This is a genomic window from Bradyrhizobium sp. AZCC 2230, from assembly GCF_036924495.1.
In the GTDB taxonomy this organism is placed as follows: Bacteria; Pseudomonadota; Alphaproteobacteria; order Rhizobiales; family Xanthobacteraceae; genus Bradyrhizobium; species Bradyrhizobium rifense.
Window position 1 is genome coordinate 6,191,852 of the sequence record NZ_JAZHRS010000001.1, and the last position, 12,489, is coordinate 6,204,340.

The window sequence follows — 12,489 nt, forward strand, 5'->3', positions numbered from 1 at the left end:
GAACTACACCGCCGGCTTCGGCAGCCCCGCGATCGCACAAGCCGCGCGCAGCGTGTTCACGAGCAGGCAGGCGACCGTCATCTGGCCGACGCCGCCCGGCACCGGCGTCACCGCACCGGCAACGCCAAGCGCTTCCTGATAGGCGACATCGCCGACGAGACGGGTCTTGCCGTCGTCCTTCGGAATGCGGTTGATGCCAACATCGATCACGGTCGCACCCGGCTTCAGCCAGTCGCCGCGCACCATCTCCGGCCTGCCGACCGCGGCATAGACGAGATCGGCCTGCTTCACGAGCCCAGGCAGGTCGCGCGAGCGCGAATGGGCGATCGTCACCGTGGCGTTCTCGTTCAGCAGCAATTGCACCAGCGGGCGGCCGACCAGATTGGAGCGGCCGATCACGATGGCATTCATGCCCGCGAGGGAAGGGTGCACGCTCTTGGTCAGGATGATGCAGCCGAGCGGCGTGCAGGGCGACAGCGCCTCGAAGCCGCCGGCGAGCCGACCGGCATTGTTCGGATGCAGGCCGTCGACATCCTTGGCGGGATCGATGGCATTGATCACAGCCTCGGTGTTCAGGCCCTTGGGCAACGGCAATTGCACGAGGATACCGTGCACGGCGGGATCACGATTGAGCTTTGCGACCACCGCCAGCAGATCGGCTTGCGAGACGTCGGCCGGCAGCTTGTGCTCGAACGAGGCCATGCCGGCGGCCTGGGTCTGCGTATGCTTGGAGCGGACATAGACTTCGCTGGCAGGATCGTTGCCGACCAGCACCACTGCGAGGCCCAGCACCAGATTGTGCTCGCGCTTGACGCGGGCGACCTCGTCCGCGACGCGCGCGCGAAGGTCCGCTGCGATGACTTTTCCATCGATGATCTTTGCCGTCATGTCAGTTCCTTATGCCTGTCGATTTGACCGATGCGAGCTCGCGCAACGCCTCAGTCAGCCGTGCCGGATCACCCGCGATGGCGACCTGCTTCAGCCGCGACGTCGACCCCGACAACAGACTGACGCTGGCCTTGGGCACGCCGAGCGATTTCGCCAACAACCCTAGCACCGCGCGATTGGCCTCGCCGCCATCGGCGATGGCACGCACGCGCACCTTCAATACGCTGCGGCCGTCGGAGAGCTGCTCGATCCCGTCGACGCCGTCACGTCCGCCACGCGGCGTCACGCGCAATGCGATGCTGACGCCCGTGGTGGAGGTGCGCCAAGGGACCATCGAGGTTCCATTGACCTACGGCACGTTCGGATAGACGTACTCGGCGAGATAGAGCTGGATCAACCAAAGCACGAAGAAGGCGACGATCGGAGACAGATCGAGCCCGCCCATCGCAGGCAGCCTGCGCCTGATAGGGCCGAGGACCGGCTCGGTAATCCGATAGAGAAACTCCCACACCGCACCGACGAACTGGTTGCGGGTGTTCACGACATTGAATGCGATCAACCAGGACAGGATTGCCGATGCGATGAGCAGGTAGATGTAGAGATTGATGATCTGGATCAGAATGAAGACTATCGGGCGCATCAGCGAAACACTCTCTGGGCCAGTGTCATTGGGGCAGTGTTTGGGACGGTCATCGCTAGATATCGGTTCCCCCCGGCCCAAACAAGGGAAGTCGGTGCCCGGATGGCTAAAACCGCCCTTACACCAGTCCTTGACTTGACCTTGGCGGGGACTTAAATGGCGCCCGGTTGTCGGCCGCGTTTACCAGAGCGGCCAGCAAAGGGGCCATAGCTCAGCTGGGAGAGCGCGTCGTTCGCAATGACGAGGTCGGCGGTTCGATCCCGCCTGGCTCCACCAGCCTTCGCTCGCTTCGCGAGCTACGGCTGGGCAAGCCCGGAAGGTCTCTCGTAGCGAAGTGAGCGAAGGCTGTCCCGCCATAGCCCGAAGGGCGACGGCGGACTCTCTCCGCCCCAATTGTCCTACTTCCCCGTAAACCGCGGCGGCCGCTTCTCCATGAAGCTCGCGACCCCCTCCCGGAAATCACTTCCGTTCAGCGCCACCATCATCTCCCGATTCGCCTCGATCGTTGCCTCGGCCAGCGTCTGGAACGGCACGTCGTAGAGCTGTCGCTTGATCACGGCCATCGCGCTCGGCGAGACGAAATCGGCGAGATCGCGGGCATAGGCGTAAGTCTCCTCGCGCAGCTTCTCGGGCGAGCAGAGCCGGTTGACCAGCCCGATTCGCAACGCCTCCTCGCTTGGAACACGACGCGCCGAGAGCAGCAGATCCATCGCGTTGGCATGACCGACGATGCGCGGCAGCATCCAGCTGATGCCGTGTTCGGCAATCAGGCCGCGCCGCGCGAAGGCCGTCGTGAACACGGTGTTGTCGGCGGCAAAGCGCAGGTCGCAATAGAGTGCGTGCACGAGACCGATGCCGGCCGTCGCACCGTTGAGCATGGCGATGATCGGCTTGCCGATCGACGGGTAGAAGGCGTAGCGCGTTTGCCAGTCCGGCCGGCGGTTCATGTCGAAGGGCGGCAGGTTCGAGGCGCGCCTGACGTCGTTGGGATCGAGCCCTTTCAGCGCGTCCATGTCGGCGCCGGCACAGAAGGCGCGGCCTGCGCCTGTCAGCACGATGACGCGGACATTGTCATCGGCGCTTGAGGTTTCCATCGCATGGCGCACGTCGCGCTCCATGACCGGCGTCCACGCGTTCATGCGGTCGGGACGATTGAGCGTGATGGTCGCGATCCGATCGCTCACGTCATAGAGAATGTGTTCATAGGCCATCGCGCTCTCCCTTTGTTGGCCGGCACGCGTTCGCGCGCGCTCGTTGGCGACGAGCGTAGCATATTCCGGGATCAGCCTAGGACTTGCGCCAAGGACCTGCGGGAAGGACCTGCGGGAAGCCGCGGTCTACTCGGCGGCTTGCGCCAGCGCCGGCCGGCGCGTCAGCCAGCCGTCGATGAAATGATCGAGCCAGGCGCGTTCCGCGACATCGTAGACCGCGCGGTCCGCAAAATGATGATGCCGCTCGCGCGCGCCAGGCGCGCTGAGGCCGTCATAGCCGCGCGTGGTCCAGCAATGCATCATTGCGTAGGTCACGTCGGGATGAAACTGCACGCCGACGGCATTGCCGATGCGGAACGCCTGGATCGGAAAATCATCGCCTTCCGCAAGCAATTCGGCACCTCGCGGCAACTGAAATCCTTCGCGATGCCAGTGATAGACCTGCGCCGGCCAGTCCGGGCAGAGCGCGTGGCCAGCCGCTGTCGGGCGGATCGGGTAGTAGCCGATCTGGGTCAGCGCCTGCGCATGCGGCGCGACGCGTGCGCCGAGCTGCATCGCCAGCATCTGCGCGCCCAGGCAAATGCCTAGGAACGGCCGCTGTTCGCGGAGCGGAATTTCGATCCAGTCGATCTCGCGGCGAACGTAGTCGTCTGGATCATTGGCGCTCATCGGGCCGCCGAAGACCACGGCACCGGCATGCCGGTCGAGCGTGTCGGGCAGGGGATCGCCGAAGCGCGGCCTGCGAATGTCGAGACGATGGCCGAGCGCGCGCAGCGCATTGCCGACGCGGCCGGGTGTCGAGGATTCCTGGTGCAGGACGATCAGAACCGGCAGAAGGGGTTCGGAGGCGGCCGCGCTCGGCGTCCTTCCGGGGAAGGGCACCAATTCTGCGCCACCAAACCTGTCCGTCCGAAACGACATGGCCTCTGCGAGTGCTATCAGTTCAAGCCGCCAGCATAGCTAAGCGACGGTTAACATCGTGTGAGTTCGCGCACACACGCGCAGCTATTGAAGCAAGCTCCGGGCCACTACGGATGTTCGTTAGTGTCTCTGCCGCTGGAACCGGCTGGTGGCGGACAGGATGAAGCCGCGCGGGAAGAAGCGCAGTGCGAACGGTACGATCTTGATACCGAGACCCGGCAGCACTGCCCGTTTGTTCGCCATCAGGCCGCGATAGGCCTGCTGTGCGACATCGGCGGCCGGGACATTGAGAATCGCCGTATCGTGCCCGGAGCCAACGCCGGCGCGCCCCTGGAATTCGGTCTGCACCGGTCCCGGGCACAGCACGGTGACGCGAACGCCGCGCGGCGCGAGCTCCGCCCGCAAGGCCTCGGTGAGCGAAATCACATAGGCCTTGGACGCGTAATAGACCGCCATGCCGGGCCCCGGCAGAAAGCCCGCGACGGAGCCGACATTGAGCAGGCCGCCCTTGTTCCTGATGAGCTGGTCGGCAAAGCGCAGCGACAAATCGGTCAGCGCGCGGACGTTGACGTCGACAATGCCGACCTGCTCTTCGCGGTCGCGCTCGATGGCATCGCCGAACACGCCGAAGCCGGCATTGTTGACGAGATTGTCGAGCTCGACCTCTTCTGCAGCGAGCGCTGCTGCGATTTTTTCGCCGGCATCGGGCGCCTGGAGATCGCATGCGATCACGATCGGCTTCTTGCCGCACTTGGAGGTGAGCTCGTTTGCGAGCGCCTCGAGCCGGTCGGCACGTCGCGCGGTCAGCGCGAGCCGATGTCCGTTCGCGGCAAACACACGCGCCAGCTCCGTGCCTATGCCCGCCGAGGCACCGGTGATCAACGTTACCCGCTCAGTCACGATCGCAGTCTCTTGAATTGAAGTTTTTTGGCCCCGTAATGGCCGAACTGGAGCATAGGCCACGCGCGACAGGCAAGCGGCGCCGACGGCATGGCGGCCTGAGCGGGCAACAGAGAGCAGGAAAAACGGCCGATTTACAGGGGAATCCGGAGCCGGGAGGTCCGATCACTACATTAAAGTTTCGTCATGTGGTCCATACAACCGCGAATCTTGCCGCCTTGGCGATAGCTCAGCCGCCGACAACGTTGTCCTTGACTTGATCCGCGGCGCGGTCCGCGACGGCGTGCTTGAGATCGATCCGGTCGCGCTGGGAGATCCCGAGCAGGTCGGAGGCACGCCAGACGACGTTGTCCTCGAACTCGGTGACCTGGCCGTCGGCATAGACCAGCTCCCACATCATCTGGACGATGCGCCTGCGGCCCTCTTCGTCGAGCGAGCGCATGATGACGCTGGTAAAGTGATAAAGATCGACCGCCTCGCCCTCGACCTGGGTCGCATCCGCGATCAGCCGGTCGGCCGTGCCGCGGTCGAGCTTGAAATGGCTTTCGATCAGAGTGTGCAGCTTGCTCTGCTCGGCCTGCGTCGGCTGGCCGTCCAGCGAAACCACATGGACCAGCAGCGCGGTGGCCGCCAGCCGATAATCGCTGTCGCCGAAGGCGCGGTCCTGGGCATGAGGAGCAACAATGTCGGCGATGAATTGGCGCAGGCCGTCGAGCATAAGATCCCACCGAAATCGATGACGCGGCGAGGCCGCTACCAGCATTATATGAGCGGGAAACTCAACCGGCGCAACGTGCGTCAGCTCCGCGCGCTGATTACGTTTCGGCAATCTGGGCGCTGTGATTTTGGCGCGAGGGGCGAGCCAAACCCTCAGATGTCGTCCCGGCGAAGGCCGGGACCCATAACCACAGGCTGCGGTTTGGCGAAAGCTCTGGCAACGGCCATCTTGCCCGTTTCAGAAATCACGCGGTATGGGTCCCGGCCTTCGCCGGGACGACAGCAGAAATCCCTCACGGTATCTCGTACACCACCATCTTGTCGGCGATGCCGCGCAGCGCCGCCTGCTTCTGTATCGGTTTGATGGAACGCTGCTGCAGAACCTCGGCGACCGCTGGTGCGTCCAGCACCGGGCCGGTGATGTGGATCTCCTGCGCCGTCGACAGGCTCTGCACGCGCGCTGCGATGTTGACGGTCTGGCCGAAATAATCCTGCCGCTCGTTCAGCATCACCGCGAGGCAGGGGCCTTCGTGGATGCCGATCTTGACGATGAGATCGTCGGTGCCGCGCTGCTTGTTGAGCCCGTCCATCGCGGCGCGCATCCGCAGGCCCGCGACGATGGCATGCTCGGGACGGACGAAGGTCGCCATCACGGCATCGCCAATCGTCTTCACCACCGCGCCCTTCTCGGACGAGATGATCTCCAGCAACGCGTGGAAATGCGCACGCACGAGGTCGAAAGCGGCGAGATCGCCGACGCGCTCGTAGAGCGCGGTCGATCCCTTCAGGTCGGTGAACAGAAAGGTCAGCGAGGTGATCTGGAGCCGCTGGTCGAGACTGAGATTGTCCGCCTTGAAGACATCGCGAAACGTCTGGTTCGACAGCATGCGCTTGGCGGTGAGGAATGGCTTGCGCTGGCCGATCAGATGATGGAGCGCCTCGGCCGCGATGAACACCGACGGCAGCACCCGCACGCCGGCCTGGTTCTCCAGCGACAGCCGCAGCGGACCCGGCCGCATCGTCGTGGTCCCCGTCGGCGCCTGCACCTTGTTGTACATGATGGCGAGCTGCTGGCGGTCCTTGGTCGGCTCGCCCTGGACGTCGATGAACTGGGCGGCGTGAGTCACCGGCTCGAAGATGATGATGAAGTCGTTCGGGAGCTGCAGCGACATGGTCGCCTTCTCGCCGGCCGGCAGCTCCATGGTATCCAGCGTCACCTCGTTGGCCAGTGTCGCAAACGATTCCTTGTTGAAGTCGACGCCGGAGCTCCAGAACACCTGCTTGAAATACTCCCACACCGGAAGCGAGTCCGGGTCGTGCGCCGCGATGCGCCGCACGCGCGGATTCACGGTGAAGGAGACCTCGACCTGATCGTCGACCGAGGCCTTGTAGCCGCAGGCGCAGAGCGCGCAGTGATAATCGTCCGGCTTGAGCGCCTTCAGCGTCGTATGGGCACCAAGCACGCCGCCGCAGCCGGGGCATAGAACGTTCCAGCCGAGATCGAACAACCCCAGCCGCGCCGAATGCAGGAAGGCGGAGATTGCGTGCTCTTCATCGACGCCGTGCTGCGTGGCGAAGTCGAGGACATTGACGCGGTTGAGCTCGTGATCCTCGCCGTCCTTGATGAGACGCTCGATCGCATCGACCACCTTTGCGTCGGCGGTCTGGTTCAGAACGGATAACTGGGCCTGGATGTCGCTCATGGCGCAACTCTATTTAGGGTGGATCACGCCAACGGCCAGAGCCTGTCACCGGCGCGTGATGCGGAACAGGGGTGAGTGGTCAGGCTGGGTCGTGACAACGCCGTACGGAATGACAGGATTGGCGTCGACGAGTTCGACACGGAACGCGCCGATCAGCCGGGCCAGCGCCAGCACGGACTCGGCTTGCGCGAACGGCGCGCCGATGCAAACGCGCGGGCCCGCGCCGAACGGCAGATAGGCGAAGCGATCGGGCGGCTCTTTCGACATGAAGCGCTTGGGAATGAACGCGTTCGGCTGATCCCACAGCTTCTCGTGCCGGTGCAGCAGCCAGGGCGCGATCATGATGATGTCGCCCTTGTTGACCTCGGCACCGGCCACAACGTCCTTGCCGCGTGCGGCGCGGGCGACAAGGAAGGCCGGCGGATAGAGCCGCATGGTCTCATCGACCACGGCGCGGGTGAATTTTTGCCGGTCGATATCGGCCATGCTGTCGAGATGCTCGCCGCAGGTCTCGGAGGCGACCTCCTCCTGGGTATCAGGATCGAGCGCCAGCAGATAGAGCGCCCAGAACAGCGCGGTCGCGGTGGTCTCATGACCCGCCAGGATCATGGTCGCGACCTCGTCGACCAGTTGCTCGTCTGAAAAGCCCTTGCCCGTCTCGGGATCGCGCGCCTCGTCCATGAGATCGAACAGATCGCGCGGCGGCGCGCCGGCCTTCTTGCCCGCCGCACGCCGCTCGGCGATCAGCATCGCGACGAATTCGGTCCAGCGCGTGCGGAAGCGGGCGCGGGCGCGATCCATCGGCGTCGGCCAGGACACCGGCAGCACCATGTCGAGGAAATAGGCCCGCCCGAGCCGCTCGGCATATTCCATGATGAAGTTGCGCAAGGTCGGACCGTGCCGGTCCATACCGAACGAGAACATCGTGCGGCCGGCGATCTCCAGTGTCATGCGCTGCATGATCTCGCGCAGATCGATCGGCTCGTTCGTGCGCACATCCAGCTTCGCGATGGTCTCGTCGAGCACCGCCGTCATGTGCGGGACGAGATTGGCGGTGGCGCGCGGCGTGAAGGCAGGTGCGAGCGTCCGGCGCTGATGTGTCCAGGCATGACCCTCGGCGAGCAGAAGACCTTCGCCGAGCACGGGACGCAGCATGCGGATGCCCGCCGGCGTCCGCGTGTAATTCTCGTAATTGCTGAGCAGCACGTGCCGGATCGCATCCGGCTGGTTCAGGATGAAGCTCTTGTGCAGGAAGAAGCGGCCCTGGATGATCTCTTCCTCATAGGCGCGCTGCCCCCAGGTGGCGATCATGTTCTGCCTGATCACCGCAAGCCGGCCGAAGAACGACAAATTGTCCGGCGCGCGCGGCGGGGTCGGGGGGATGATGGGCCGACGCACGCTGGCGATGTTCATGGCTCTCTCCCGCAGATCTCGTCGCAGTAAAGGCTTGCCGCAGGCAATTAGCTAATAAGTCAGTTCGGCAACCGCAATCCTGTTCTCGGATGCCGGCCAGGCGCGTGCCACAATTCGTTCTTCGTTGAACTGGGCCACGACGTGACGCCCGACCTCGCTGGCCGGAAGGCGCAGGGTTGCTGCCGCATCCGTGGGTACGCCCGGATGGACGTCGGCAGGCTCCTGGCCGTCGAACAGGATAGTGTCGCGCGGCAGACCGAAATAGCCGCGCGGACGCGACATGATCACGACCGCACCGGCGTCCTTGTCCGCGGCAAAGAACGGGCGCGCGGCGCGCAAATGCACGACGTCGGAGGAGCGCGGGAAGGGCGAGCGGTAGAAATGCGTGATCGGGGCGTCCGGCGAGGTCAGGACGATCTCGAGCGGCGAGGTGGAATCGACCGTGGCCGGGCCCCAGCGGCCGTCGGCGCCGGTCGTCGCGCGATGCACCACATCGCCCCTGCGCTCGCCGCTCTCGCGGTCAACATAGTTGATCTCCACCGTCGCCCCGGCCACCGGGCGGTTGGTCGGTACGCCGTCTACCGCGCCCGTGACCAATCCGCCGATGCGAACGGTCTGCTCCGGCGTGATCGCAATGCGTGCAGGCTCGCGACCGGCGATGAACTTGTAGATCTCGCGGAAGGCGCGCGGGTGATACGCCGTCTCGCGATGGTCGATCGTGCCGAGCACGAGATTGGTCGCGCCCTTCAATTCCGGCCCCTCGAAGGTGACATTGGTCGGCACGCCCGGCTTGCCCATGAAGCGGCCATCGGGTTGTGCATATTTGTCCATGCCGTCGCTGCGCAAAGTGAGGAAAGCCGTGCCCGGCGTCACCTCGCTGTCGCCGTCGTTCAAGCCACGCAGGAAGGCGCCGCGTCCGTTGAACTCGCTGCCGAGAAGATCATCGAGGGCAAACACGCCGTGATTGGGCGTGCCGCACAGAACCGCGTGGCTGACATCGCCGCCGCCGCCGTTCTTGATGACGTTGCGGATGGAGTTGCCGCCGCGCGAATTGCCGACCAGCGCCACGCGCGCCGCTCCGGTGCGGCGTTTCAGCTCGGCGATGGCGGCGGCAAGCTCGCGGCGCTGATCCTCGGTCGAGGAGCGGTTGGCCTGATCGACCGTATCATCGGTGCGCGCGGTGGGATTTGTGAAATTGATCGCCATCATGCGGTCACGCGCGATGCCGTTGGATTCCATCCGCCACAACGTCGTCATCCAGAGCGCGTCGTAGTCGCCATTGCCATGGACGAACAGGATCGGCGGCACCTCAGAGTTGTTGTCAGAGCTCTTGGCCGCCGACTGCGCTTGCGCCAGCGCATCGTTGCGGAAGCTCGCAACCGCGAAAGCCAGGCTACCCGCACCCTGCAGGATCGTCCGTCGTGACAGCTTCATCTGGTCCTCCCCGGTAAAACCATGTCTTTGCACTGCTTATAGCGGCCTAACCACTGGACAGCGAAGGACTTTCGCGGGCATCACTGAACCCGCCGGAATCATCGAAGCCATTTCTGCCAGAGGACTTGGAAGGGGATATGACCGAGCAGACGAACCGTCAGAGACGTTCCGCCGACGGCATCACGGCCCCCCTGCGGTACACAATATTCCGGCGCATCTGGCTCGCCAGCCTGCTTTCCAATCTCGGTCTCCTGATTCAGGGCGTGGGCGCGGCCTGGGCGATGACGCAGATGGCGGCCTCCGCCGACAAGGTGGCGCTGGTGCAAACCGCCCTGATGCTGCCGATCATGCTGATCTCGATGCCGGCCGGCGCAATCGCCGACATGTATGACCGGCGCATTGTGACCCTCGTCGCACTCATGATCGCGCTGACCGGTGCATCCGCACTCACGATCCTGGCCGGGCTCAAGCTGATCGCCCCGGAATCGTTGCTGGCCTTCTGCTTCGTCGTCGGCAGCGGCAATGCGCTGTTTGGACCGGCCTGGCAGTCCTCGGTCAGCGAGCAGGTGCCGCCCGAAGCCCTGCCATCGGCCGTCGCGCTGAACGGCATCAGCTACAACATCGCTCGCAGCTTCGGTCCTGCGGTGGGCGGCGTCATCGTCGCCGCGCTCGGCGCGGTTGCGGCGTTTGCCTGCAATGCGATCCTCTATCTGCCGCTCTTGGTGGTGCTGCTGCTCTGGCGACGCGCGGTCGAACCCTCGCGACTGCCGCGGGAGAAGCTCAATCGCGCGATGGTGTCGGGCTTCCGCTACATCACCAACTCGCCGCCGATCAAGATCGTGCTGCTGCGGACGCTGGTGATGGGCCTGATCGGCGGCGCCGTGATGGCGCTGATGCCGCTGGTCGCGCGCGACCTGCTGCATGGCGGCGCGCAAACCTACGGCATCATTCTTGGCGCGTTCGGCATGGGCGCCGTGGTCGGCGCACTCAACATTCACGAATTGCGCAAGCGCATGAGCGGCGAGGCGGCGATCCGCGCCTGCACGATCTCGATGGCGTTTGCGATGGCCGCGATTGCCCTGAGCAGCGAGCCGGTGCTGACCGCGGCCGCGCTGGTGCTGGCCGGCGCAGTCTGGATGGCCGCGGTGGCGCTGTTCAACATCGGCGTGCAGCTTTCGGCGCCGCGTTGGGTCGCGGGACGCTCGCTCGCAGCGTTCCAGGCCTCGATTTCCGGTGGCATCGCAATCGGCGCGTGGGGCTGGGGTCATCTCACCGACTATGCCGGCGTCGAGGTCGCGCTGCTGACCGCGGCGGGTCTGATGCTGGTCTCGCCGGTGCTCGGCATCTGGCTGACGATGCCACGGGTCGGCGCCCGCAACGAGGACGCGGATGTGCTGGCCGATCCCGAGGTCAAGCTGTCACTGACCGGACGCAGCGGACCGCTGGTGGTGGAGATCGAATATCGCGTCGCCCAGGAGAACGCGCGCGCCTTCCACAATGTGATGCAGGACGTGCAGCTGTCGCGGCAACGCAACGGCGCCTATGGCTGGTCGATCGCGCGCGACATCGCCGATCCGGAATTGTGGACCGAGCGCTATCACTGCCCGACCTGGTTCGATTATCTGCGCCAGCGCAACCGTTCGACCCAGTCCGAACGTGCGCTGCATCAGCAAGCGATCGATTTTCACATCGGCGCCGATCCGGTGCGGATCCGCCGCATGCTGGAGCGGCCGTTCGGCTCGGTGCGCTGGAATGAAGGGACGCCGGACCGCGCCAGTGCCGAGGTGCTGCCGGTGGTCGCGACCGCGGCGGGAAGCAGTATCGCTCGCTAGCAGTAGCCTTTACTGCCCGTGATCCGTCAGCACCTTGTCGCAGCCCTTGCTCAGCTTGGTGCGGTTCTGCTTCAGGCAGGCGAGCACGGCGCTATCGCCATTATTCATCACGGCGCGGCAATGACGCGTGACGTCGCGCGCGCAGGCGTCGTGGCCGGGCTGCTGCTGCGCTGACGCGCCGGATGCGCACAGAACCAAAGAAACAATGAAAAGAAATCTGGCCATCGCGTCGTGCCTCGTACCCGGAAGATGTGCGGGCGAAGCTAGTGCGACGATCCCTTAGCCGCAACGGCTTTATTGGCAGGCAGACTTTGCAGGCTGATTGGCGCCACCGCGTGGCCCCGGCTTGACGCCGGGGCACATCGCGAGGGGAGCTAACCGACGCAACGACGCTATCGTTGCGCTCTTACTGACCGTCCTGGGCGTCAGCGACCTTGCGTGAGGCGCCCTTGGCGAGGTCCTTGTCCATCACCGCGCGGCAGCCGGCGCTCAGGTCCGAACGATGCTTCATCATGCACGCGGTGATCTTCGGGATGTTGGGGATCTCCGACGAGCACAGGCGGAAGGCGTCGCCGGTGCACATCTGCTGCGCTTCGGCCGAGAAGGCGAAGCTCGACGTCGTCGAGCTGATCGAGACGATGGCGGCAAAGCCCAGAGCCAGACTGGTGTCGCGGATTTTGGAAGAGAAAGACTTGGTCATTTGAAGCTCCCATTGGCACCGCCGGTGGCGGGGCCGTTGTTGATGGGAACTACGATGCTCCACCAAAACAGTTTCCACTGTGATGATGGTCACGGGCGGCTCCCCCTCTGTGACCTCGGTCACTTTGGCG

General features: G+C 64.7%; 13 protein-coding genes and 1 tRNA gene. 2 read left to right on the top strand and 12 right to left on the bottom strand.

Going from position 1 to position 12,489, the window contains the following annotated elements:
* Window positions 1-3 precede the first annotated feature (3 nt).
* The 3 genes from V1280_RS29680 to V1280_RS29690 are packed head-to-tail and all read right to left on the bottom strand — an operon-like array spanning window position 4 to window position 1,528.
* On the bottom strand, window positions 4-888 hold the full coding sequence (locus V1280_RS29680; RefSeq protein WP_334532626.1) for a bifunctional methylenetetrahydrofolate dehydrogenase/methenyltetrahydrofolate cyclohydrolase: 885 nt from the start codon (window positions 886-888) through the stop codon (window positions 4-6).
* A gap of 1 nt (window position 889) precedes the next feature.
* Window positions 890-1,222, bottom strand: a complete 333-nt coding sequence (locus V1280_RS29685) for a DUF167 domain-containing protein (RefSeq protein WP_334532629.1) — start codon at window positions 1,220-1,222, stop codon at window positions 890-892.
* A gap of 15 nt (window positions 1,223-1,237) precedes the next feature.
* The gene (locus tag V1280_RS29690) at window positions 1,238-1,528 is read right to left on the bottom strand and encodes a YggT family protein (protein WP_148752825.1); all 291 of its coding nucleotides are present in this window, start codon (window positions 1,526-1,528) and stop codon (window positions 1,238-1,240) included.
* 200 nt (window positions 1,529-1,728) lie between these two features.
* Here V1280_RS29690 and V1280_RS29695 point away from each other — a divergent pair.
* Window positions 1,729-1,804, top strand: a tRNA-Ala gene (locus V1280_RS29695).
* Window positions 1,805-1,926: 122 nt separating this feature from the next.
* Here V1280_RS29695 and V1280_RS29700 read toward each other — a convergent pair.
* The 7 genes from V1280_RS29700 to V1280_RS29730 form a co-directional block, all read right to left on the bottom strand.
* Window positions 1,927-2,739: an enoyl-CoA hydratase gene (locus V1280_RS29700; protein WP_334532635.1), complete on the bottom strand. Its 813-nt coding sequence runs from the start codon at window positions 2,737-2,739 to the stop codon at window positions 1,927-1,929.
* 126 nt (window positions 2,740-2,865) lie between these two features.
* Window positions 2,866-3,660: a glutamine amidotransferase gene (locus V1280_RS29705; protein WP_334532638.1), complete on the bottom strand. Its 795-nt coding sequence runs from the start codon at window positions 3,658-3,660 to the stop codon at window positions 2,866-2,868.
* 120 nt (window positions 3,661-3,780) lie between these two features.
* Window positions 3,781-4,560 (bottom strand): SDR family NAD(P)-dependent oxidoreductase, encoded by a 780-nt coding sequence (locus tag V1280_RS29710; protein ID WP_334532641.1) that lies wholly within the window; start codon window positions 4,558-4,560, stop codon window positions 3,781-3,783.
* Between the two features lie 229 nt (window positions 4,561-4,789).
* Entirely contained in the window at window positions 4,790-5,278 is a 489-nt protein-coding gene (locus V1280_RS29715; protein WP_334532644.1) for a tellurite resistance TerB family protein, read from the bottom strand.
* A 292-nt stretch (window positions 5,279-5,570) separates the two neighbouring features.
* Window positions 5,571-6,980 (bottom strand): adenylate/guanylate cyclase domain-containing protein, encoded by a 1,410-nt coding sequence (locus V1280_RS29720; protein WP_334532647.1) that lies wholly within the window; start codon window positions 6,978-6,980, stop codon window positions 5,571-5,573.
* Window positions 6,981-7,025: 45 nt separating this feature from the next.
* Window positions 7,026-8,393, bottom strand: a complete 1,368-nt coding sequence (locus V1280_RS29725) for a cytochrome P450 (RefSeq protein ID WP_334532650.1) — start codon at window positions 8,391-8,393, stop codon at window positions 7,026-7,028.
* A 51-nt stretch (window positions 8,394-8,444) separates the two neighbouring features.
* Window positions 8,445-9,827 (bottom strand): hydrolase, encoded by a 1,383-nt coding sequence (locus V1280_RS29730; RefSeq protein WP_334532653.1) that lies wholly within the window; start codon window positions 9,825-9,827, stop codon window positions 8,445-8,447.
* Between the two features lie 137 nt (window positions 9,828-9,964).
* Between V1280_RS29730 and V1280_RS29735 the strand changes: the two genes are divergently transcribed.
* The gene (locus V1280_RS29735) at window positions 9,965-11,659 is read left to right on the top strand and encodes an MFS transporter (protein WP_334532656.1); all 1,695 of its coding nucleotides are present in this window, start codon (window positions 9,965-9,967) and stop codon (window positions 11,657-11,659) included.
* A 9-nt stretch (window positions 11,660-11,668) separates the two neighbouring features.
* On the opposite strand, the gene V1280_RS29740 is transcribed toward V1280_RS29735, so the two are convergent.
* Both V1280_RS29740 and V1280_RS29745 read right to left on the bottom strand, forming a co-directional pair.
* On the bottom strand, window positions 11,669-11,884 hold the full coding sequence (locus V1280_RS29740; protein WP_334532659.1) for a hypothetical protein: 216 nt from the start codon (window positions 11,882-11,884) through the stop codon (window positions 11,669-11,671).
* Between the two features lie 181 nt (window positions 11,885-12,065).
* The gene (locus V1280_RS29745; RefSeq protein ID WP_334532661.1) at window positions 12,066-12,359 is read right to left on the bottom strand and encodes a hypothetical protein; all 294 of its coding nucleotides are present in this window, start codon (window positions 12,357-12,359) and stop codon (window positions 12,066-12,068) included.
* Window positions 12,360-12,489: the final 130 nt, after the last annotated feature.

Coding starts and splice junctions, on each gene's coding strand:
- V1280_RS29745 (WP_334532661.1), bottom strand. CDS start 12,359: ATGACCAAGTCTTTCTCTTCCAAAATCCGCGACACCAGTCTGGCTCTG.
- V1280_RS29725 (WP_334532650.1), bottom strand. CDS start 8,393: ATGAACATCGCCAGCGTGCGTCGGCCCATCATCCCCCCGACCCCGCCG.
- V1280_RS29720 (WP_334532647.1), bottom strand. CDS start 6,980: ATGAGCGACATCCAGGCCCAGTTATCCGTTCTGAACCAGACCGCCGAC.
- V1280_RS29685 (WP_334532629.1), bottom strand. CDS start 1,222: ATGGTCCCTTGGCGCACCTCCACCACGGGCGTCAGCATCGCATTGCGC.
- V1280_RS29705 (WP_334532638.1), bottom strand. CDS start 3,660: ATGTCGTTTCGGACGGACAGGTTTGGTGGCGCAGAATTGGTGCCCTTC.
- V1280_RS29690 (WP_148752825.1), bottom strand. CDS start 1,528: ATGCGCCCGATAGTCTTCATTCTGATCCAGATCATCAATCTCTACATC.
- V1280_RS29700 (WP_334532635.1), bottom strand. CDS start 2,739: ATGGCCTATGAACACATTCTCTATGACGTGAGCGATCGGATCGCGACC.
- V1280_RS29740 (WP_334532659.1), bottom strand. CDS start 11,884: ATGGCCAGATTTCTTTTCATTGTTTCTTTGGTTCTGTGCGCATCCGGC.
- V1280_RS29735 (WP_334532656.1), top strand. CDS start 9,965: ATGACCGAGCAGACGAACCGTCAGAGACGTTCCGCCGACGGCATCACG.
- V1280_RS29715 (WP_334532644.1), bottom strand. CDS start 5,278: ATGCTCGACGGCCTGCGCCAATTCATCGCCGACATTGTTGCTCCTCAT.
- V1280_RS29730 (WP_334532653.1), bottom strand. CDS start 9,827: ATGAAGCTGTCACGACGGACGATCCTGCAGGGTGCGGGTAGCCTGGCT.
- V1280_RS29680 (WP_334532626.1), bottom strand. CDS start 888: ATGACGGCAAAGATCATCGATGGAAAAGTCATCGCAGCGGACCTTCGC.